The organism is Shewanella sp. CAL98-MNA-CIBAN-0140, assembly GCF_040309905.1.
GTDB classification, from domain to species: Bacteria; Pseudomonadota; Gammaproteobacteria; order Enterobacterales; family Shewanellaceae; genus Shewanella; species Shewanella psychromarinicola.
Genome location: NZ_JBEOPI010000004.1, coordinates 166,686 through 190,579, shown reverse-complemented (window position 1 = coordinate 190,579; position 23,894 = coordinate 166,686). Strand labels below are relative to the sequence as shown.

The window sequence follows — 23,894 nt, the reverse complement described above, 5'->3', positions numbered from 1 at the left end:
CGAAAGACAGTGAGCCTGTGGTTGATGCCAGACAGCACGTTAGCTTAATGAGTCGCAGTTTAATGTTATTTCATACTAAATTTGAATTTCCCAGGAGCAATTGATGACTACAGCGAAAGACAGTGAGCCTGTGGTTGATGCCAGACAGCACGTTAGCTTAATGAGTCGCAGTTTAATGTTATTTCATACTGAATTTGAATTTTCCAGGAGCAATTGATGACTACAGCGAAAGATAGTGCCAGTGTTAATAAAGCGTCTGCCGGTGCGAGTAGAAGCAAAGCCAACAGCAAGGCCAGCAGTAAGGCCAAAGCTGACGCTGAGACCTTATCTACTAAATTATCTAACGCCGCTGACATAACGGCCAGCTCACACGCCGAGCCTTGTGAACCTTGCGACAGTTTATCGGCATCGTTAGCCAGACATATTCGCTATGGGTTATGCCGAGATGAGCATGAAAAACATGAACTCTTTAATGCCGTGGCGCACAGCGTTAAAGAGCAAATGCTCGATAGCTGGCGTCAAACGCGGATAAAAGACAATCAATATCAACAAAAACAAGTGGCTTACTTATCGCTTGAGTTTTTGATGGGTCGAGCCTTAGGTAATGCATTATTGAGTTTAGACATTACCGCTGATGCACAGCAAGTACTGTCCGATTATGCCACCAACTTAGAAGATCTTGAACAAGTTGAGCAAGATGCAGGATTAGGCAATGGCGGACTTGGACGACTAGCAGCTTGCTTTTTAGACAGCTGTGCCAGTTTAGACTTACCGGTGACCGGTTATGGTATTCGTTACCAATACGGTATGTTTGCGCAAAAAATTGTCGACGGCTATCAAGTTGAACGTCCAGATCGTTGGTTACGTCATGGTAATCCATGGGAAGTTCGGATCGCCAACCGTATCGTTAGCGTGCCGTTTTTTGGTCATACCGAAACCTATCTTGATAAGCGGGGACATCGACACCATGTTTGGGCCGAGACCCAAAATGTATTAGCCGTCCCTTATGACATGCCGATCCCAGGGTTTAAAAATGGTCGAATTAACACGTTGAGATTATGGAAAGCCGAAGCCAATGATGAGTTTGACTTAGATGAGTTTAACGAAGGCGATTACGCCGAAGCGGTAGCGACCAAAAATTTGGCTGAACAAATTACTATGGTGTTGTACCCCAATGATGCGAGTGTTAATGGCAAAGAATTACGGTTGAGGCAACAATACTTTTTATCGTCAGCCAGTTTGCAAGATTTACTGGCTCGTTACGTTAGTCAATTTGGTGAGGATTTCAGCCAGTTTAATGAGCATAACGTGTTACAGCTTAACGATACTCACCCGAGCATTGCGGTCCCTGAGTTAATGCGGCTTTTGCTTGATCAATATGGCTTGAGTTGGGACGCAGCATGGGCTATCACCAGCCAATCGATGGCGTATACTAATCATACTTTACTGCCCGAAGCATTAGAGCGTTGGTCAGTGCCAATGATGAAAAATATGTTGCCACGGATTGTTGAAATAATCTTCGAAATTAATGCGCGCTATTTAGAACAAGTCGCCCACCATTGGCCGGGAGATATTCAAAAGCTGGCCAATATGTCGATTATTGAAGAAGGCCCAGAGCAGCATATTCGTATGGCCTATTTAGCGATTGTCGCCTGTTTTTCGGTTAATGGGGTGGCGGGTTTGCATACACAATTACTCAAAGAGGGGCTGTTTAAGGATTTTTACCAATTGTGGCCTCATAAATTTAATAACAAAACCAATGGTGTTACTCCTAGGCGTTGGCTTGCGTATTGTAATCCTAAATTATCCTCATTAATTTGCCGTCGTTTAGGCGATGAATGGATCAACGATTTATCTCGTCTGACGGCACTTAATGCTTTTACCAGTGATAAGGCGTTTGTTAAAGAGTGGGCGCAAATAAAGTTCGAAAATAAACAAGCATTAACGGCATTCGTTAAACAACAATGCGGTGTCGAATTTGACCCACTGATGATGTTTGATGTGCAAGTTAAGCGTATCCATGAGTACAAACGCCAGCTACTGAATATTTTACATGTTATCCATTTATACCGCCGTATCCTCAATGGGGACACACAAGATATGGTGCCTCGTTGTGTGTTGATTGGTGGTAAGGCGGCGCCAGGTTATGCCATGGCAAAACAAATCATTAAGTTGGCCAATAATGTTGCCCATATGGTTAACTCCGATCCTCTGGTGTCGCCATTGTTACGGATGGCTTTCTTACCCAACTACAATGTTAGTGCCATGGAAAAAATATGTCCGGGTACCGATTTATCTGAGCAAATATCGACTGCGGGTAAAGAAGCCTCAGGCACTGGCAACATGAAGTTTATGATGAATGGCGCCTTAACTATTGGCACGTTAGATGGCGCCAATATTGAGATGCTCGAAGAAGTCGGCTATGAGAATTTCTTCCTATTCGGCTTAGATGCTAAGCAAGTGACACAAGCTCGAATTGATTATCAACCTCAACATATTATCGAACATTCAAAAGCCCTTAACCGAGTGATGAGCATGCTAAAAAGTGGTCATTTTAATTTGGTCGAACCCGGTATTTTCGATGACATTATTGCCTCGGTTCTTGACTCCAATGATCAATGGATGACCGCCGCTGATTTTGACAGCTATTGCTTGGCACAAGAGCAGGTGGCAAAGACCTATCTTGATCAAGATAGTTGGCAAAAAATCAGTATCCGAAATACCGCTGCTAGCGGACGTTTCTCAAGCGACAACACAATAGCGGGCTACCGCGATGAAATCTGGATGAAAAAGTAATACAAGGATGGCGGTGTAATGCCGAAAACAAGGTAGGTCGTTGATCAGTTAGTATTTGTTGATGGCTATGTTTGATAACCAAATGGAGTCTACTTATGAGTAATGTTCGTTATATTAGTAATTTAACTCGTGATACCTATGCGCTTATCTTGGCGGGGGGGCGAGGTTCACGGTTGCATGAATTAACCGACCGGCGCGCTAAACCGGCGTTATATTTTGGCGGTAATTATCGCATTATCGATTTCCCACTATCGAACTGTATCAACTCAGGAATACGTAGAGTAGGAGTGGTGACACAATATAAGTCACATTCATTAATTCGACATGTGACTCGTGGCTGGGGTCATTTTAAAAAGGAGCTCGGGGAGTCGGTTGAAATTTTACCGGCATCACAGCGAACATCAGGGAACTGGTATCAGGGTACTGCAGATGCTGTATTTCAAAATATCGACATTATTCGTCATGAAAAGCCTAAGTACGTGATGATCCTATCGGGCGATCACATATACCGCATGGATTATGCAGGCTTGTTAGCCGCCCATGTTGAATCAGGTGCCGATATGACGGTGTGTTGTTTAGAAACCCCGATAGCTGAAGCCGCTGGTGCTTTTGGGGTGATGGAGGTCGATAGCACGAATAGGGTAATTGGGTTTGAAGAAAAGCCGGCTCATCCGAAACCGACGCACAATGATCCGGAAAAGTGTTTAGCCTCGATGGGCAATTATGTGTTTAATACTCAGTTTTTGTTCGACCAATTGAAAAAAGATGCCAACAACGAAAAATCAGACCGTGATTTTGGTAAAGATATTATCCCGGCGATCATTGAAAAACACAATGTGTTTGCGTTCCCTTTTTCCAGTGCCGTCCCTGATGAGCCAGCTTATTGGCGCGATGTAGGAACCTTAGATTCATTTTTTCAAGCGAATATGGAATTATTGGCACCGACACCGCCATTGAATTTGTATGATGCTAAATGGCCTATTTGGACTTATCAGGAGCAACTTCCTCCGGCTAAATTTGTATTTGATGATAAAGATAGGCGCGGTATGGCGGTAGATTCTATCGTCGCTGGTGGCTGTATTATCTCGGGCGCGAAAGTGAAACGCTGTGTGTTATTTAACGAAGTGCGTGTATGTTCTTATTCGTTTGTGAAAGACTCTGTGCTATTGCCCGATGTGGTGGTATTAAAGCATTGTAAAATCCAAAATGCCATTCTTGATAGAGGTTGTATTATCCCTGAAGGCATGGTGATTGGATATAATCACGATCATGACCGAGCGAGGGGCTTTAGGGTATCAGAAAAAGGTATTACCTTAGTGACACGTAAAATGTTGGGTTTACCTGTTGGTTAATAATAAGGATCGTTAATGAGTTCAGTGAGTATAAAACGAGTACTGCTGGTGGCAGCAGAAAATGATGCACTGCACGGCGCCAAGGTTGGTGGCATGGCGGATGTTATCCGCGATTTACCGCCAGCGTTAGCACAATGCAGCGTGATAGCCGATGTTGCTATGCCTAATTACGGCTTTTTAGCCCAACAATATCGTGCTGCATATTTGGCTGATATTGAGGTTGATTTTGCCGGTGAACGTCATTCCGTTACCGTGTATCGGTTGCCAAGACCGCAACACAAAGACGCCATAGTGACTGTGGACCAAGATAAGTTTGACGACTCAATAGCGCAAATTTATCTATTTGATCATCCGCTGTTTAATCATCAAGGCCAAGTATACTGTAACGGTTCGGTCGACAGACCTTTTGCCGAAGATGCGACCAAATTTGCCCTGTTTTCCCTCTGTGTCGCCACCAGTTTAGTGCGGGAAATATTGCCGCGCATGGATGTATTACATCTGCACGACTGGCACAGCGCTATGGTGGCAATGCTTCGAGGTTGCGTGGTTGATTTTGCTGGATTGAAATCTTTGGCTTGCGTGTTTACCATCCACAATTTGGCTTTACAAGGGATCCGCCCCTTTAGTGGTGATGAGTCGTCGTTTGGCCATTGGTTTCCACAATACATTGACAAATTAGACCCTATTGCCAAAGAAAGCTTATTCGATCCTCGCTACAGCAATTGTATTAATCCGATGCGAATGGGTATTGTGCTGAGCGATAAAGTGCATTTAGTGTCTCCCACTTATGCGCAAGAGGTGTTAAAGCCTTCAGATCATCACAAAGGTTTTTTCGGTGGCGAAGGATTGGAAAATGATCTAGCGACTAAAGATCAGCAAGGCAATTTAGTCGGGATTATTAATGGCTGCGTCTATGATGAGGCCATTTCTGCCTTTGATGCACATAAAGCCAGCTATAAAGATTTATTGCTCCAAGCTGAAAATACCGTTATTCAATGGCAAGCGAAAGCCATTAACCTCAGTGTTATCGACGCAATGGCATTAGCGCGTATTGGTCAGTATAAACATGCGCTGTTGAGCGACTCATTGGCGCTAAAACCGGCTCAGATTAAGGATGAGACAGAGCGGTTTTTACTGACCTCTGTCGGCCGGTTAACGGAACAAAAAGTGTTGATTTTATTGCAGCCATTTAGCGATCCTCAAGGTCTTTCCTCAGCAAAAACGGTGTTGGACGCGATATTGCTATCGCTTAAAAAGCTGCAACCGGATGGTGTCTTCCTGATGATAGGCAGCGGCGATTTGCATATCGCTAAAATGATGCAAGCAACTGCCGCGCGTTATGATAACTTTCTGTTTTTACATGGTTATGATGAAGCGTTAGCAGAACAGCTTTATCAATGTGGCAGTTTATTTTTAATGCCCAGTTCATTTGAACCTTGCGGGATCAGTCAAATGCTCGCAATGCGGGTAGGACAACCTTGTTTAGTTCATGGTGTGGGTGGGCTTTACGATACGGTTGAAGATAATGTCAGTGGTTGGGTGTTTAATGGCGAAACGTTGGCCTCACAGGGTCAGGCCTTGGTTGAACGATTTAACCAAGTGGTCCAATTATTGGGTAGCGATACTTGGCAACAGGTGAAGCACAATGCCGCCAAACAACGATTTACCTGGGATGAGGTCGCCAAGGAGTATATTGAAAAATTATATGTGACTAATTGAAATGATTAGTCACCATCTAGGCTAACGAACTGGGTAATGTTATACCTGCGAGCTAATAGCATTATCATCTTTAATGCTATCGGTTAGCATTATTATTGACCCTATTATTAGGAACTATTATTAGCGTTATGTTGAGCGTTATTGTTAGCACTATGATGGTCGCTGTTATTGGTACTCATGTTATTTCTATCGATAGTAAAAACAGCAACATTAAGCCATGAAAAAAGCCAATCAAACTCGATTGGCTTTTTTGTATTTCATCGGCAACTTCAGGTTATGAATGACTGAACGCTTTATGTCGATAATCTTTGCGCTAAGTCATCATGACTATTTTAATACCGTTGTTGCCTTTAGAGATACAGTCCGATGTTACTGACTATGAGTCTAGTAGGTGTAGCGTAGATCTAAGTAATAATAACCACCATTAAACCCAAATGGGGTATTGGTGAGCGGGTATACAAATATCCCGTTAAAGTTATTGTCTTCAGGACGTTTTTCTGGATAAGTATCAAACAGATTTTGGGCCCCTAAGGTGACAGCCAGATTATCCGTTGCTTGATAACGCGTGCTCAGATCGGTAGTCCATCTGGCATCATATTGCACTTCACTGGATGAATAACCCACAGTATAGTCACTGAAATAGCTGAAACGTAAATTGGTGCTGAAGTCATCATAATGATGAGTAAAGCCGATATTAGCGGTATTTTTTGGATTCGCTTCCGTCATGCGAATGACTTCAATACGATCAAATAACTGATCTTCTAAGCCATTGAGGATTGACGGTAACCTAATCGACTCAATTTCAGTTTCTTTATAAGAGTAAGCAAGGTTTGCTTTCAAATCGCCATATTCGCCAAGATTAATACCTTGAGTGACAACTAAGTCAACGCCTTGGGTTTGAGTGTCGACAGCATTCATAAAAAATCGCGCGGAGTCCGCATTGGTGCCCTCAAGGATAGAGGCAATTACCGCTGAACTTTCTTTGTCGATATCGCCAGATAAAATAATCCGGTCATCGACATTGATTTGATAAGCATCCAAGGTCACAACAAAACCATTCTCGCTGGTGTAAACAATACCGGCACTGTAGGAATGTGATATTTCTGCTTTAAGATCGGGAATGCCCAGCTCAGCTTTTACCGGCGATAACTGGTTAAAGGTGCCTGACTCTCTTGGGACAAACTCGCCAGTGATCGGATCTGGATCAAAGAAGGTTGATACATTGGTAAAATAAAGCTGTTGCACACTGGGTGCGCGGAAACCGGTGTCAGTGGTTAAACGTAACGCCAGATTATCGGTTAACTCATAACGACCGGATAATTTCCAACTGGTGTTGCTACCAAAATCGGCATAATCTTCATAGCGAACCGCTGCAGCCCAATAAAAATAATCACTGAGTTGGTTTTCAAGTTCAATATACAGACCGAGATTGGTGCGACTCTCGTCAACTTCCGACTCTTTGGTAAAGCCACCAAATCCCTGACTGCCGCCAGACTTATCTTGGTAATCACCTTGAATATAGGATTCTTCTTGGCCAGCTTCAATTTGGTAACCACTTTCGCGCCATGTGACGCCCATGGCCACTAATAAGTCAGAGTCATTGACAAAGTCGTAATAGTTGGAGGCATCTAGATTGAGGTTCAACTCACTGGTCGACAGGGTGCCAGCATCAAAGCTTGTTGGGCTATCAGGGCCAAGCGAAGCATTAATGGTGTTTTCAACATTGTATTCAAAGCTGTTACTGCCATAACCTGCAGAAGTATCGATTTCCCATTGACCCAGTTCAAACTCATAACCGGTCACTAAAGAATAATCGATAATCTCTGGACTAATTTGCGGTAAAAATCCGTCTGGATAGACTTCGGTTACGTTACGTGAATCAAGCGCGCGACGATAAAAAGCGCCTGAAGTCGAACTGCGCTTAGTGATCCCGCCAAAGGCATAAAGCTTACCTTGGGTATCCAATCCTTGTTGCGCATTAAAAAACAAGCCGTAGTTATCAACGTCACTGTCGCCGACGTGATGATTTTTTCGATCGAATGTCGCTTCACGTGGATCTGGACTGCCATCCGCTAGAGTAGGGTATTGCTGCCGTGGATCGAGACCAGCACGGTTAGTTGAATTTTTCTGATGCGCTTCTAAAGAGACGTTCACAAAGCCGTCATCACTGAAACTAAACCCTTGGTTAATCCCTAATCGAACTTGCTCACCATCACCTTCATAGGTTTGGCCAACGTGGGCGGCAATACTGCCACCCTCGGCGCTGTCTTTAAGGACCACATTAATCACGCCAGCAATGGCATCTGAACCATAAAGCGCAGAAGCACCATCACGTAAAATTTCAATTCGCTTAATCGAGGTCATCGGAATGGCATTTAAGTCAACGTTTGATGCACCTTTACCTAACGTACCGCCTAAGTGAACCAATGCAGAACCATGGCGACGTTTGCCGTTAACCAAGACTAAGGTGTGATCGGGTGACATGCCGCGTAAGCTTGCTGGGCGAACCGCATCACTGCCATCGGTAATGGACGAAAACGGAAAGCTATAACTTGGCGCCGCAAACTGTAATGCCTTAGCGGTTTCAGTAATACCAGTGGCTTCGAGTTGTTCTGAGGTAATGATATCGACGGGTGTTGCACTGTCAGTTGCTGTGCGTAATGCGATCCGAGAGCCAATCACCTGAATGCGCTCTAGGTTTTGACTTTCCTCTGCAGCGATGGCTGCTGGAGTTGAAATACTGGCAACAATGGCCAAAGAAACGAGACTTTTGTACATTAGCAATCCTGTCATAACGTTATAATAAATTTTTGTAACATTATAGAACATTTTCGCAGACGTTTAGATGGCTTTAACATAGGGGGAGTTAGTCCAATCAGTCATATCTCATGACACTCTGGTCTAGTAAAATTGTTTAATAGATTCATCATGTTTACAATTCACCACAAACAAAAACAAACGCCTGTCTATAGTAACAGGCGTATAACAAACGAGTTGTTAATTGAGCTTAATAGTCTAATGAGTCAGTTAACTTGGCAAACTAGCTTGATGGGTTTTTATAAAGGCACTCATGGCTTTTTCAGCACGATCTTTTGCTGACGCCCAAGTGTCTGTTGGTGTCATTGTTTCCACCACTTCGTAATAACATTTAATTTTTGGTTCAGTGCCAGATGGCCGAACAATCACTCGTGCTCCTCCTTCTAAGGCATAAATCAATACATCGCTGCTGGGTAAATCAATGGTTTGTTGGCTGCCGTCGGCACTAGTACGCTGAAGACTTTTTAAATCATCGGTCGATACCACTGAATATTCACCAATGTTTATCGGTGGGTGCTCACGCAAATACGCGCCAATATTGGGTGTATCCGCCTTAAGTGCAATACTGACTTGTGCATTAAGGTGAAATCCGTGTTGGCGATAAATCTGTTCTAGTTTGTCCCAGATGGTTTGGCCATTGATGGCTAGCTCAGCCGTTAGCTGTGCGAAGGCAACTAAAGCCGATAAGCCGTCTTTATCCCAGACTAAATTACCTATGGTGTAGCCGAGCGCCTCTTCATAAGCGAATAAAAACTGCTTGTCAGCTTGGTGCATGGCAATACCGACGTTCATCAGCCATTTAAAGCCTGTCAGCGTGGTATAGCTTTGGGTGCCAAATTCAACGGCGATTTTAGACAACAGACTTGATGACACAATAGTGGTGCCGGTGAGTTGTTGATTTTTAGGTGCATGGTTGAGTAAATAATGGCCAAAGAGCACACCGACTTGATCGCCCGTCAGCATTTGGTATTGGCCAGGCTCAGTGCGAACGGCGACAGCAAAGCGGTCGGCATCAGGGTCATTAGCGCAAGCGAGCACCGCATTGTGTTTCTTCGCTTCGGCAATCACTAAATCCATGGCGCCTTTTTCTTCTGGATTAGGGAAATTGACCGTAGGGAAATCACCATCAGGTTCACGTTGAGCCGCTACCGAATACACTTGGGTAAACCCGGCATCGTTTAACACGGCTTCAGCCATGTCGGCACCGACACCGTGCATTGCGGTGTAAGCCAAACTGACTTTATCTTGGCCATTTCGATGTTGCAGCTCTTTGGCATCAAAAATCCCTTGGCGATAAGCCTGGTAGAAATCGTCTTGCAACCAAGTAAGTGTTTGTTGTTTGATGGCATCCGCTAGCGCTAAAAACGGGATCGCTTGGGTTGCTGCGCGGGTAATTTGGGCGGCAATCCCAGTATCATGGGGTGGAATAATCTGCGCGCCATTTTCCCAATAGACTTTATAGCCATTGTACTGTGGCGGGTTATGGCTGGCTGTTACGACAATGCCTGCTGCAGCATTAAAATGCTTTACCCCAAAGGCAACTAAAGGCGTGGCGGCAACCTTATGGGTTAAGCGCACTTTGATGCCCATGGCCGTTAATACACTGGCCGCATCATGGGCAAACGTTAACGAATCATGGCGACCGTCGTAACCTATCACCACACCGCGCTCGGCGGCATTACTTATCTGCTCGAGTAAATAAGCGCCAAGACCCGCCGTGGTTTGGCGAATAACCAAGCGATTCATGGCCATTGGGCCAACACCGACTTCACCGCGAAGCCCGGCAGTGCCAAAGGCTAAACGGCCGGCGAAGCGTGCCGTTAGCTCAGTTTCATTGCCCGCATCAATCAGCGTTTGCAGTTGTGAGCGAGTGTGAGGATCGGGATCGTTGTTAAGCCATTGGTTGATTTGATGTTGAAGATGGGTGTTCATGAGTAACCTCATTGATAATCATTTGCAATAACAGTAGGAAAATACTGCTGCAAGGACAAGTGATTTCGTCGCTAAATGGATAAAAATAACAAGTTGTATTCATGACTTATACGCTTAGTCTACATGCCTAGTGAGTATTATGCTTTTGTAAACAGAGCGTTGTAGCACAATACCATCGACCTGATCGCGGGCTGACAACATAGATTATAGATCAATGATGAGTGTTACTAACAAAACAAGGCGTGTGAACACAAGCGGTAATCCACAAGCCATGTTTTAATCTTAGGTTATGCAAGCCTATTTCGCATCAACAGCATAGTTCTGGGGGAAGAATGAGCGTTTGGCTTGTTCATCGAATTCAGTTTTGAACTCAATATCCTTGCCCATATTTCTGGCACGCGCTATCGCAGGGCGGCTGTTGATAAGGTTAAACCAGCGTTGAACATTAGGGTAACTAGCCAGTGCATCTTCACCTAATACAAAATCAATACGATCAACCCAGCCCCAGGCAGCAATATCGGCAATGCTTAATTCATCAGCAACGATAAAGTCACGGTTGTTAAGATGTGCATCGAGTACCTCGTAATGACGTTGCGTTTCACGTCTATAACGGTTTGCTGCGTAATCAATTTTTTCAGGAGCATGATGGGTAAAATGGACACATTGGCCAGAATAAGGCCCTAAACCTGTGGCAATAAACATTAACCAAGACAGCAGCTCACCACGGTTTTCAGGCGATCCAGCTAATAGACCTGTTTTATCGGCAAGGTATAACAGTATTGCATTCGAATCGAACACTCTTACGCCATTGTCTTCAATGGCTGGGGTTTTGCTGTTGGGGTTTATGGCGCGATATTGCTCAGAGTGTTGCTCACCTTTTAAGGTATCCACAGGCACGAGTTCAAACTCAAGTCCTGTTTCTTCGAGGAACAGAGCAATTTTTATTGGGTTAGGGCCAGGGTGAAAGTAAAATTTAATCATATGAACTCCTTATTCAGTAAGAAGCTTATTTAAACAGAAATTGAACGAATGCTCAATAATTTTTAAGGGTTCAATCAAATATTCACTCATGTACTATGCAATCAAATTAAGTCCGCCTCAAGATGGAAGTTATTCAATAGCTTAAGCTAGGTATAAGTTAGGCTCGGCTGTCAGTATTAGATAAATCCACAGGCGTACACTAATACCGGATTGGTCGAGAACATTATCCACTTTGGGGTAAACATCTGTTATTCACCCGTTGTTATAAGTGCTGGCGTACTGGGTATCGGTGTTGTTGATTATTAAACTTACAAGTGCAGATACCCGTCATCACAGTGTTTATGTTGGTCAACATAGGTTGATACTATGTTTATGTTGTGCGCTCGTTGGTAAGGCTGTAACTCGGTTTCATCCGCCCAAGTCATTGCTAGTGCGCACCACTGAGTAACGTTTATTTCGCTAATTGAATTATCGCTATTGCTAATATCGTTGCAGATTAGCAGTAAAATAAGTTTGCTCTATCGAATTAATACTTAACCTCAACTTGTACTTAACCTCAATAGGGAATTATACAAAGGTTATCAAACAACCTTTTGTCTTGCCTACGACCTTGTATTGACTTGCCATAGACTCGCTATTAACAGGTGAAAACATCTTTGTTAGCAAATAAATGGCAAATTTGTGTTAAATAATCTGATATTAACTTACTTACCCCATCGCTTAACTTGAGCTGAGATCACTTAAATTGGTTCAGACTGGTCAGTAAAGGCAATATTTTACTGACTTTATCAAAACTTTCTTGATACTCGGCATCGCCATTTGAATCGGCAACAATGCCACCACCGGCCCAACAATAAAGTCGGTTGTTTTCGGTAACTAATGTGCGGATGGTAATACTGGTATCCATATTACCGTTTTGACTGATATAGCCGATGCTACCGCAATATAGGTTTCGTCTTGATGGCTCTAGTTCTTCAATGATTTCCATAGCGCGTATTTTTGGGGCACCAGTAATTGAGCCACCAGGGAAGGCGGCTTGAAGCAAATCAAACGCAGTTTTATGCTTTGCAAGTGTGGCCGTCACCGTGCTCACCAAATGGTGCACCGCTGGAAAGCTTTCAATGGCAAATAATTTTGGCACCTTAACCGAGCCTGGCGCGGCCACTTTACCGATATCATTTCGCAATAGATCGACAATCATCACGTTTTCAGCGCGATCTTTTTCAGACGATAGTAACGCTTGAGCCGCTTGTTGGTCCAAAAGCGGATCATGATGGCGAGGAAAGGTGCCTTTTATCGGTTTAGTTTCAATATGCTGGCCGTTAAGTTTGATAAAACGCTCCGGCGAAATAGACAGTATGCAATGATGTTCAAGGCGCATAAATGCTGAAAAAGGCGCTTGATTAGCTCGGGATAGAGCGCAATAGGCTTGCCATTCATCACCGTGATATTGAGCCTCAAATCGTTGGGTTAAATTGATTTGATAGCAATCACCACTGAGTAAATACTGCTGAATTCGAGAAAACTTATGTTGATATTGTGTACTGGTAAGTTGGTTAACCCACGGCGTTGTCAAATGAAAATGATGTGGATTAATCGCCTCTTCGAGGTCAGCTTGTATTTTTGATTGAATTAAATTCAACTCATACTCAAGTGCGTCTAAGCCATCATAATGGTAGGCATACCAAGACTTATCGGCATAATCATAAATGAGGACGAAGTCATAAAAGCCAATATTCATATCATTAAGGTGAATATCTTTAGTCGCAATATAGGGCAATTTTTCAATACTACGGCCAAGATCATAACCAAAAGCGCCCATGGCACCCACACTAAAAGTATGCTGACTGGCTTGAGCGGATGGATATAGACGAGCATGCAGCTGTGCTAAGGTATCAAAAGGGCTAGTATCATGATCGATATCAATATTGAGCGCGTTGATTGCTGGATGTTTGGCGGTAAATTGACATATACCGTCATTGCTGGTTAAGGTCGCGATAGGATTAAACCCAATAATATCGACTTGTGCATCTTGGTGCGCAGCGTTGGCTGAGTCGAGTATTATCGCCCATGGCTGGTCGCGAAAGAGTGAAAATAGCTGCTTAGTGTCTATTTCCCAAGCCAGTTTTTTCATAAAGAGTGCGTTTCTTGCCCGCGCAGACATCGATAGCCCTTATCTAAAATGTGATCTAGCCCGTAAAGGATGAAAAGAGTATCATATTGGTCTTAAATAAAAATAATAAACATGTTAGGCCGCAATGGCTGCTGGAGCACACCATATGTCGACGAATACAACATCTCATTCTACAATGTCTAGTCAGACTATTGTTATTAAACAAGCTGACTTTATTGAAAGTATTGCAGATTCATTACAATATATTTCTTATTACCATCCCAAAGACTTCGTTGATGCGATGAACAAGGCGTATGAGCGTGAAGAAAGCACCGCAGCTAAGGATGCGATTGCTCAAATTCTGATTAACTCGCGTATGTCTGCCGAAGGTAAACGCCCTTTGTGTCAAGACACGGGAATTGTCACTAGCTTTGTTAAAATTGGTATGTCGGTTCAGTGGGATAAAACCGACATGACAGTACAAGAGATGGTCGATGAAGGTGTCCGTCGTGCTTACTCTAATCCAGATAATCCTTTACGTGCATCAATAGTGTCAGATCCTGCTGGCGCGCGTAAAAATACCAAAGATAATACCCCGTCTGTTGTGCATATCGATATGGTCGCCGGTAATCAAGTTGAAGTGATGATAGCCGCTAAGGGCGGGGGGTCTGAAAATAAATCAAAAATGGCCATGCTTAATCCGTCTGATGACATTGCCGCATGGGTAGAAAAAACCTTACCCACTATGGGTGCTGGTTGGTGTCCTCCTGGCATGTTGGGCATAGGTATTGGTGGCACCGCTGAAAAAGCGGCGGTTATGGCTAAAGAATCTTTAATGGATCCCGTTGATATTCATGAATTAATGGAACGAGGCGCGGTAACCACAGAAGAAAAACTGCGTTTAGATATTTTTGAACGAGCAAATAATTTAGGCATAGGCGCGCAAGGTTTAGGCGGGTTAACCACAGTACTTGATGTTAAAATCAAATCATCACCGACTCATGCAGCCTCTAAACCTGTGGTGATGATCCCCAATTGCGCTGCAACCCGCCATGTTCATTTCCATTTAGACGGCACCGGCCCGGTTGATTTAGTGCCTCCATCATTGTCTGATTGGCCTGAAATTACGCGTGAAGCGGGTCAGAACACTCACAGGGTCAACTTAGACACGGTTACCCAGGCAGAAATTGAAACATGGAACAGCGGTGATACCTTATTATTAAACGGTAAAATGCTTACTGGTCGTGATGCCGCCCATAAACGTATTCAACTGTTACTTGATTCTGGTGAAGGCTTACCAGAAGGTGTCGATTTTACCGGTAAGTTTATTTATTACGTCGGTCCGGTTGATCCTGTCGGCGATGAAGTTGTTGGCCCAGCAGGCCCAACTACGGCAACCCGTATGGATAAGTTCACCGACATGATGTTAGACCAAACAGGCCTAATGGGCATGATTGGCAAGTCTGAGCGTGGTCCTGAAACCGTTGCTTCAATTAAGAAACACAAAGCCGTGTACTTAATGGCCGTTGGCGGCGCAGCTTATCTTGTATCTAAAGCAATTAAGAAATCTCGAGTGGTCGCATTTGAAGATCTTGGTATGGAAGCCATTTACGAGTTTGACGTACAAGACATGCCGGTGACGGTGGCCGTTGATACCAATGGTGTCAATGCGCATGAAACCGGACCGGCGATTTGGAAAATTAATATTGCTAACGCAAAGCAACATAATAAGCCATAAGCAACACTGAGTGTATGTTGATGCTGATGTTATTAGTCAGTGTGTCAATGTGATCAAACGCTCGGGTTTACAGCTCTTTACAAAAGGTCTGTTGCCTGAGCGTTTTGCTTTGGTTAATCTGCTATACACATCTTATGATTACGCGAAATTTGCTTAGTAGCTGACTCAACGCGAACTCATGTTTTATTTAAACAACTGAGACAAGATAATAATGAAAAAGTCTTCTGTATTATTCGCACTGGTTGCGGCAGGCATGGCAACATCAGTTTATGCGGCTGAGCCCGCAGCCTTTAATGTTCAGCAACTGGTTAATTTAAATAAGCTGCACTCAGCGGCCGTATCAAATGATGGTAAGACCATGGTGTACGGCGTAAAAGTGGTCGACGATAAAGGCGAGGGCAATTCAGACCTATACCTACTCGATTTAAGCGATAAAAAGGCCACGCCAAAACAACTCACATCAGCAGCTGGAACTGAGCACGATGTGAGTTTTTCGCCTGATGGAAAATCAATTTATTTCCTCGCCAGTCGCACTGGAACCAGTCAATTGTATCAACTGGCCCTTAATGGCGGTGAAGCGATGCCTGTTACTGAGTTACCGTTAGACATTAACGGTTATAAATTGTCAAACGATGGCAAGCAAGTTGTTATGACCCTGCGGGTATTCCCAGAGTGTAAAGACTTAACATGCTCAAAAGACAAATTTACCGCCGAAGCTGAAAGCAAAACCTCTGGCCGTTTATACAAGCAGCTAATGGTGCGTCATTGGGACACGTGGGAAGACCATGCACGTAATCATTTATTTGTCGCCGCACTTGATGGCAATAAAATTACCACAGCCACTAATGTGACTGAAGGGCGCGATACTGAAACGCCACCTAAGCCCTTTTCAGGTATGGAAGAAGTCACTTTCACTGCAGACGGCAAATATGTTGTTTACAGTGCTAAAGCGCCGAGCAAAGACCAAGCTTGGACGACTAACTACGATTTATGGCAAGTACCTGTTGCCGGCGGTGAAACTGTTAATTTAACAGCAGACAATAAGGCATGGGATGCCCAGCCAACGTTTTCTGCTGATGGCCGTTATCTTGCCTATTTGGCCATGACCATACCAGGCTATGAAGCCGATCGTAACCGGATTATGTTACGTGACAATGTGACTGGCCAAGAAAAAGAAGTGGCACCATTGTGGGATCGTAGTGCGAGTTCACTCAATTTCAGCGCTGACGGTCGTACACTTTACGTAACAGCTCAAGATGTTGGTCAAGTGACTATTTTTGAGGTTAACACTCAGTTTGGTGATGTGCGTCCGATTTATAATCAAGGCAGCAATAGCTTGGTTGCGGCGGTAAATGACAAGTTATTCTTTCAAAAGTCATCTTTGGTTGAACCCGCTGATTTATACAGTGTGACACTGGAAGGCGAGCATCTTACTCAGCTGACCCATGTCAACAAAGACAAACTGGCGCAGATTAAATTTGGCGATTATCAACAGTTCAACTTTAAAGGTTGGAACGATGAAACCGTTCACGGTTACTGGATAAAACCGGTTAACTATGTACCAGGTAAACAATACCCGATTGCTTACCTGGTACATGGTGGCCCACAAGGTTCATTTGGTAACAGTTTCAGCAGCCGCTGGAATGCACAATTATGGGCTGGTGCGGGTTACGGTGTGGTTATGGTCGACTTCCATGGCTCTACTGGATACGGTCAAGCGTTCACTGACTCCATTGGTAAAGATTGGGGCGGCAAACCCCTTGAAGATCTTAAAAAGGGCATGGCAGCCGTATCGGCGCAGCAACCTTGGCTAGATGCTAACAATGCTTGTGCGTTAGGTGGCTCTTACGGTGGTTATATGATGAACTGGTTCCAGGGGAAATGGAATGATGGCTTCAAGTGTTTAGTTGATCATGCTGGTTTGTTTGATATGCGTTCTATGTACTATGTCACTGAAGAGTTATGGTTCCCTGAATATGAATTTGGTGGTCCGTACGATCAAAACAAAGCATTATATGAAAAATTTAACCCAGTGAATTATGTTGAAAACTGGAAAACGCCGATGTTAGTCATCCACGGCGAAAAAGACTACCGAGTACCTTATGGTCAAGGTCTTGCTGCGTTCACCTTTATGCAACGCAAAGGCATTCCATCTGAGTTATTGGTTTTCCCAGATGAAAACCATTGGATCTTAAATCAAGATAACTTACAGCTATGGTACAAGAATGTTCTCGGTTGGATGGATCGTTGGACAGCCAAATAGTTCACCCAAGCGTTCAGGATCGTTTTTCTATTGATGAGCTAAGGCTCGCCTTGTGATAAACGTCTCCACCTTGATCCAATAAAGAGTTCGGTTAAAAAAAGAGATGTTGCCATTGGCAACATCTCTTTTTTTGTCTCTCACCTAATCAATTGCATCTTGAGTCATAACCCACGCGATGATGTTCACTTAATTGATGATATTAATGAGCAGATTTAAGCCGGTTTTGATGATTGAGTCGGCAGTGATGTTGACAACGAGATAGATGCCAATATGGATGTTATTTTTGGTAACGATAATGGCAACAATATCGGCGATAATAATGATGATGAGGCCGGCAATGATTTTGGCTTAAATTATTGGGGTCTTTATTGAGATGTATTATCAGCTTGATGTTAGTATTTTTCATCAAAAGAGGCCTTTTAACATTTGGTTTTTATGTGTGTTAAGCACATTTAATGCTATTTATAATTGATTAAAGCGGATTAAGTAATCGCTTTGCGGTAAAATTGCGCGTTATTATGGAATAAAATGACGGTTTGGCCATTGAGGTCGTTAATTAGAAGGACCGGGGTAAAATGAAGGTGCTAATATTCACATTAGTTTTTGTATAGGAAAACACGTCTTTAATGATAAAAAATTTCATTTGGGAAACCTCTGGGTTTCAGCTACATTAGCGCCCTCATAACCGAGCTTTAAATCAGGTAATAACAAGAGGGTGTAGTTAGTGGATTTTATGCTTTATATTAAGTTCTTTTTAGGACTGTTAGCCATCATTAACCCTGTTGGGTTATTGCCTGTATTTGTTAGCTTAACCAGCCATCAAACTGAAGTTGAGCGCCGACATACTAATCGGGTTGCCAACTTTGCAGTGGTAGTGATTTTATTAATCACTATGATAGCGGGTCAGCATATTCTTAGTATGTTCAGTATTTCATTGTCTGCATTTCGTATTGCAGGTGGTAGCTTGATTTGTATTATTGCGATGTCGATGTTGCAAGGTAAGATCAGTGAAGTGAAACGCAACCAAGAAGAAGACCGTGAGTCTTCGGGCATGGAGTCTGTTGCTGTCGTGCCATTAGCCTTGCCACTAATGGCCGGACCCGGTGCCATTAGTGCGGTGATTGTGTTTGCGGCAGAGCACAACAATACGATGAACTTCGTTGGCATGTTTTGCACCATTATTACCTTAGGGATTTTAAGCTGGGGTTTATTTCGCATGGCGCCAGTACTGTTTAAATTACTGGGCAAAACCGGAATTAACGTCATTACCCGTTTAATGGGCCTGCTAATGCTCTCTTTAGGCATTGAAGTCATCGCGGCTGGCGTTAAAGGACTTTTCCCTACCTTAGTGGGGTAGATAAGACATAATTTGCTGAGCATTTGTGCAAACACTTGATAGTGGGGTTTTTTAGCTTGACCCGCTATCAGCATTTGCGTAAAGTACGCCTCGATTAGCAACACAGCGGGTATTGTTGTTCAATACGAATTGAACCCAAACGTGCAAACAAGTGTGTTTATGTTGTAGAGTGCAGGCTATACGCACTCAACACGAAAAAAATTAATAACTGGCTTTTACCTGATCTTTTATGGTGTGGTTAAAAGTCAGTCAAAAATTGGTGAGCTGGCTGAGTGGCTGAAGGCGCACGCCTGGAAAGTGTGTTTAGGTTTATCCCTAACGAGAGTTCGAATCTCTCGCTCACCGCCATATTATGAAAAAAGACGTCTTCGGACGTCTTTTTTCATTTGTGTTTTGAGCTAATATGCAGATATCCATAATGGCGCCTCATTTCATCGTTGTCTGCCATGCCTTTATCTAGCCTATCTTTATATCACTAGGTGTTAGCGCTTGTTAGGCGCAGCCTCTATAATGCTTTATTCTTGTTCTACTACTGAGACCCACTTTCATGCCTTTTTCGACACTTGGATTACGCGACGCGATTGTCAATGCCCTACATGAAGTGGGATACAGTCAACCAACACCTATTCAACAACAAACTATTCCGGTTATTTTAACCGGTAAAAACCTACTTGCCGCTGCGCAAACGGGTACCGGTAAAACCGCAAGTTTTGTGTTGCCAATATTAGAGCGCTTAGCCGACAGTGAAATGCAGCGTAAAAAACGTATTCGGGCGTTAATTTTAACCCCAACCCGTGAACTCGCTGTGCAAATACAAGCCAATATTGTGCAGTACGCTAAGAATTTACCATTAACATCATTTGCCATTTACGGTGGTGTTGATGAAAAGCCGCAAAAACAAGCATTAATAGATGGCGTGGATATTTTGGTGGCAACACCTGGGCGTTTGCTCGACTTATATACACAACGAGCAGTGCACTTTGATGAAGTAGAAGTGTTGGTACTGGATGAAGCCGACAGAATGCTCGACATGGGTTTCATTGAAGACATTAATAAAGTCATTGATAAACTACCTTCTGAACGCCAGAGTTTATTATTTTCCGCTACCTTATCAAACCAAGTCCGTGCACTAGCTAAAACGGCGATTAAGCGTCCGGTAGAAATTTCGGTGATTGCCGATCGTGATTCAGCGCCTAAAATTGAACAATGGCTGACCACCGTTGATAAAGACAAAAAGTCAGCTTTATTGAGCCATTTAATTAACACCGAAGCGTGGAACCAAGCGCTGATATTTATTGAAACTAAGCAAGGTGCGGCTAAATTGGTCAGCCAACTTGAAAAGCGTGATATTAGCGCTGAATGTATTCACGGTGGTCGAAGCCAACCCGTCCGGGAGCAAATTTTAGCCGATTTTAAAACCGGTAAAATTAAATACCTTGTGGCTACCGGCATTGCGGCGCGTGGTATTGATATTGATGATTTATCGCGTGTAGTTAATTATGACTTACCTTATCCAGCAGACGATTATATTCATCGTATTGGTCGTACCGGTCGTGCGGGGGCAGCGGGTGAAGCGATTTCCTTTGTGTCTAATGATGATTTTAAAAACCTGTGCATGATTGAAAGTCGGTTAGGTCATTTAATTGAACGTAAAGAAATAGCCGGCTTTGCACCCTCTAAACCCATTCCTATTTCGGTATTGAATTTTGTGCCAAAGAGTCGTCAACATAAATCGACATCAGATACCGACAGACCCACACTCAGTTTAGGCAAGTCGAAAACGGCTTCATCGGACTTAAGAAAGACTAAAACCGCTAAAGCACCGATAACGCCTAAAGGTAACAAATCCAATCCATGGAATGTGTAAGTTGATCTGGTGATAGGTTAACTCAGTTATTATTTGATTTTTGATTAAAGCGGAATGTATATTCCGCTTTTTTGGGTGCATGCTTGAGACCTTTTTAGTTTGTTGTGGACACTGCCATGTGACGAATTCCGCTTTTTAGTCTGCACTTTTTGGGTAAATGCGCTAGATTATATGTCACAAAAGATGTCAAGTTGATGCAAAAAAGTGATGGACATGATTAACTATTTCACATCGTAATAGGATAAAATTTACCTGCCCATACGCACTTAAAATAATAACAATTTAAGGATAAAAAATGAACAAAGCCTTACTTCCTTTGGTGGTTTCTTTCGCCTTAGCCGGACTGATTGGCTGTACTGATAGCCAAACTCAACAAAGTGCTACACCCAATGCGGTTACTGCTGAGGCGAGCACAACAACCGTTGCGGAAAAGTTAACTTTTAATCAATATTCACAACAGTTTATCGATGAGTTGTGGGTATTATCACCTACATGGGCGCTATACAGAGGTAAGCATGTTAACGACGGCTACTTAGAGATCCCTAATAAAGCTGGCCGCGATAAAACCTTGGCTTTCGTTAAACACCAGCAAACGGCATTGGCTCAATTTGACCCACAATCATTATCAGCTAATGAGTTAATCGATTATAGGTTACTGACCAATTTAATGGAGTCGATGCAGTGGGACATTATTCGATTTAAAGGTTGGCAGTGGGATCCGTCTAATTACAATGTTGCAGGTGGGTTTGCGCAAATCATCAATGAGGATTTTGCGCCGTTAGATGAGCGCCTAATCTCTGTGATTGCCCGTCTTGAAAATGTTCCAGCCTATTATGACGCTGCACGAAACAATATTAACGACCCAACACTTGAACATACCCAATTAGCGATTATGCAAAACCAAGGGGCATTTTCGGTATTGTCAGACGCGTTAGTTCTGCAGGTCGCTGATTCGGGTTTAAGCACAGATCAAAAAGCCTTATTTAGCCAACGTTTTGATGCGGCAATCGTAGCCATTAAACAACATATTGAGTGGTTAACAGCACTTGAAGCTAAATTAGCAGAAAATGGCGCCCGAGATTTCCGCATTGGTGAAACCTTATACGAAGAAAAATTTGCTTTCGACATTCAGTCTGGAATGACAGCGAAACAGTTGTACAACAAAGCCGTGGCTGATAAAAATCATGTTCAACAAGAAATGGCGATAATCACCGATACCATTTGGTCAAAGTACATCGATACCCCTAAACCTGCCGATGAGAGACAAGCCATTCGTCAGTTAATTGATGTGTTATCCAGCAAACATGTTAAGCGTGAAAACTTTGTTGCCGAAGTTCGTAAGCAAATTCCACAACTTATTCAATTTGTGAATGATAAACAACTGGTGACACTCGACCCAAACAAGCCGTTAATTGTCCGTGAAACGCCTGAATATATGCGCGGCTTTGCTGGTGCTTCCATCAGTGCGCCTGGACCTTATGATCAAGGCGGTAATACGTATTACAATGTGTCACCCCTTGATGATATGAGCGATGAGTCTGCAGAAAGCTATTTACGCGAATATAATCATTGGATCCTTCAAGTACTCAATATCCATGAAGCGATCCCAGGACATTACACCCAACTGGTGTTTTCAAATCAGTCTCCTAGTTTAGTGAAAAGCCTATTCGGTAATGGTGCCATGATTGAAGGATGGGCTGTGTATACCGAACGCATGATGCTGGAAGAGGGCTATGGAAACTTTGAACCTGAAATGTGGTTGATGTATTACAAGTGGAATCTACGGGTTATTTGTAACACTATTTTAGATTATAATATTCAAGTCAACGGTATGGGTGAGCAAGAGGTGCTTGACTTGCTTGAGAATGAAGCTTTCCAACAACGTGCCGAAGCTGAAGGGAAATGGCGCCGTGCCACCTTAAGCCAAGTGCAATTGACGAGCTATTACGCGGGTTATCGAGAGATTTATGATTTCCGTGAGCAACGTAAAGCGAAGCAAGGTGAAGATTTTGATTTAAAGCAGTTTCATGAACAGTTTTTAAGTTACGGTAGTGCACCCGTTAAATTCATTAAGCAGTTGATGACAGATAAATAGAGCAATGATGTTTCGCTCATTATGGTGATAAATGTCTTAAGGCCTGAAGATTCAGGCCTTTTTTGTTAATGAAAAGAATTAGAAGGCAGATTAAATCTGGTTTAGAATAAACCGATATGCTAATCTTAATAATAATCGTTATCATTAAGTGGTTAAGCATGCACAATATTCTATTCATAGAACATACCCTTTGCGGTAAAAGTGACCTAGGTCGACAACTGAGTGAACAGGGTTATAGTGTTTACTGGGTTAATAATGCCTTTGATGCATTGATCCAAATGGAGACGCTTCAGCTTGAAGCCATACTAGTCGATTTTTCGGTCCCCAAAATGAATTCCTTTTGGCTGTTAGTTGCAAGACAAACCCAACCCCCCATTATTGCATTAGCAGACAGTAGCAGCGAACTGGAGCGTATTAAAGCGTTTGAGTTAGGCGCTGATGATTACCTTGCTAAACCGATTAACATCCGCGAATTACAACTACGTCTCAATGTGCTCCATCGACGGTCCCACCCGCAGATTAATGAGCCTGTTAATGATTATATTGGCTTTGATGATACGTGCTATACCATTAATTTTGCTGAAAAGTCGTTAGTGTTAACGCAAACGGAATACCGACTGTTCAAATATTTGTTTGAGCGCCAAGGTGATGTCATCAGCAAAGCAGAATTACAGCGAAGGGTGTTGCATAAGGAACTAGGACGATTTGACCGTAATGTAGATATGCATATCAGTAATACACGGCGCAAATTAGGCAAACGGAATTTACCCCGTGAACTGATTAATACTGTTCGCGGTCAAGGGTACTGCCTTAACTTTTAAAGGTTCCCACCAATTGCCGCATTTGATAAGCTAGGGCCTATAA

General features: G+C 43.2%; 13 protein-coding genes and 1 tRNA gene. 10 read left to right on the top strand and 4 right to left on the bottom strand.

The window, feature by feature from the left end:
- The first annotated feature begins 216 nt into the window (after positions 1–216).
- From AAEY93_RS03845 to AAEY93_RS03835, 3 genes are all read left to right on the top strand, one after another.
- A complete protein-coding gene (locus AAEY93_RS03845) occupies positions 217–2,796 on the top strand; it encodes a glycogen/starch/alpha-glucan phosphorylase (RefSeq protein WP_124013068.1) in 2,580 nt (859 codons plus the stop codon).
- 95 nt (positions 2,797–2,891) lie between these two features.
- Entirely contained in the window at positions 2,892–4,148 is a 1,257-nt protein-coding gene (gene glgC / locus AAEY93_RS03840) for a glucose-1-phosphate adenylyltransferase (protein ID WP_124013069.1), read from the top strand.
- A gap of 15 nt (positions 4,149–4,163) precedes the next feature.
- Complete coding sequence (locus AAEY93_RS03835; RefSeq protein WP_124013070.1) at positions 4,164–5,867, top strand: glycogen synthase; 1,704 nt, start codon at positions 4,164–4,166, stop codon at positions 5,865–5,867.
- Positions 5,868–6,251: 384 nt separating this feature from the next.
- On the opposite strand, the gene AAEY93_RS03830 is transcribed toward AAEY93_RS03835, so the two are convergent.
- From AAEY93_RS03830 to pabB, 4 genes are all read right to left on the bottom strand, one after another.
- The gene (locus AAEY93_RS03830; RefSeq protein WP_124013071.1) at positions 6,252–8,645 is read right to left on the bottom strand and encodes a TonB-dependent receptor plug domain-containing protein; all 2,394 of its coding nucleotides are present in this window, start codon (positions 8,643–8,645) and stop codon (positions 6,252–6,254) included.
- 249 nt (positions 8,646–8,894) lie between these two features.
- A complete protein-coding gene (locus tag AAEY93_RS03825; protein ID WP_101031155.1) occupies positions 8,895–10,616 on the bottom strand; it encodes a phospho-sugar mutase in 1,722 nt (573 codons plus the stop codon).
- Between the two features lie 297 nt (positions 10,617–10,913).
- Complete coding sequence (locus AAEY93_RS03820) at positions 10,914–11,597, bottom strand: glutathione S-transferase family protein (RefSeq protein WP_101031157.1); 684 nt, start codon at positions 11,595–11,597, stop codon at positions 10,914–10,916.
- Between the two features lie 736 nt (positions 11,598–12,333).
- Positions 12,334–13,761: an aminodeoxychorismate synthase component I gene (pabB, locus tag AAEY93_RS03815; protein WP_124013073.1), complete on the bottom strand. Its 1,428-nt coding sequence runs from the start codon at positions 13,759–13,761 to the stop codon at positions 12,334–12,336.
- 115 nt (positions 13,762–13,876) lie between these two features.
- On the opposite strand from pabB, the gene AAEY93_RS03810 reads away from it, so the two are divergent.
- The 7 genes from AAEY93_RS03810 (at position 13,877) to AAEY93_RS03780 (ending at position 23,851) form a co-directional block, all read left to right on the top strand.
- Positions 13,877–15,448 carry a fumarate hydratase gene (locus AAEY93_RS03810; protein ID WP_372491424.1) on the top strand — a complete coding sequence of 524 codons (1,572 nt, stop codon included), beginning with the start codon at positions 13,877–13,879 and terminating at the stop codon, positions 15,446–15,448.
- A 211-nt stretch (positions 15,449–15,659) separates the two neighbouring features.
- Positions 15,660–17,711, top strand: coding sequence for a dipeptidyl-peptidase 5 (locus tag AAEY93_RS03805; RefSeq protein ID WP_351075062.1), 2,052 nt, complete (start codon positions 15,660–15,662; stop codon positions 17,709–17,711).
- A gap of 733 nt (positions 17,712–18,444) precedes the next feature.
- Positions 18,445–19,068, top strand: coding sequence for a YchE family NAAT transporter (locus tag AAEY93_RS03800; protein WP_283107320.1), 624 nt, complete (start codon positions 18,445–18,447; stop codon positions 19,066–19,068).
- Between the two features lie 258 nt (positions 19,069–19,326).
- Positions 19,327–19,416, top strand: a tRNA-Ser gene (locus AAEY93_RS03795).
- A 199-nt stretch (positions 19,417–19,615) separates the two neighbouring features.
- Positions 19,616–20,935, top strand: a complete 1,320-nt coding sequence (locus tag AAEY93_RS03790) for a DEAD/DEAH box helicase (RefSeq protein WP_124013075.1) — start codon at positions 19,616–19,618, stop codon at positions 20,933–20,935.
- A gap of 295 nt (positions 20,936–21,230) precedes the next feature.
- Positions 21,231–23,030: a DUF885 domain-containing protein gene (locus tag AAEY93_RS03785; protein WP_124013076.1), complete on the top strand. Its 1,800-nt coding sequence runs from the start codon at positions 21,231–21,233 to the stop codon at positions 23,028–23,030.
- Between the two features lie 158 nt (positions 23,031–23,188).
- Positions 23,189–23,851 carry a response regulator transcription factor gene (locus tag AAEY93_RS03780; RefSeq protein WP_124013077.1) on the top strand — a complete coding sequence of 221 codons (663 nt, stop codon included), beginning with the start codon at positions 23,189–23,191 and terminating at the stop codon, positions 23,849–23,851.
- Positions 23,852–23,894 lie beyond the last annotated feature (43 nt).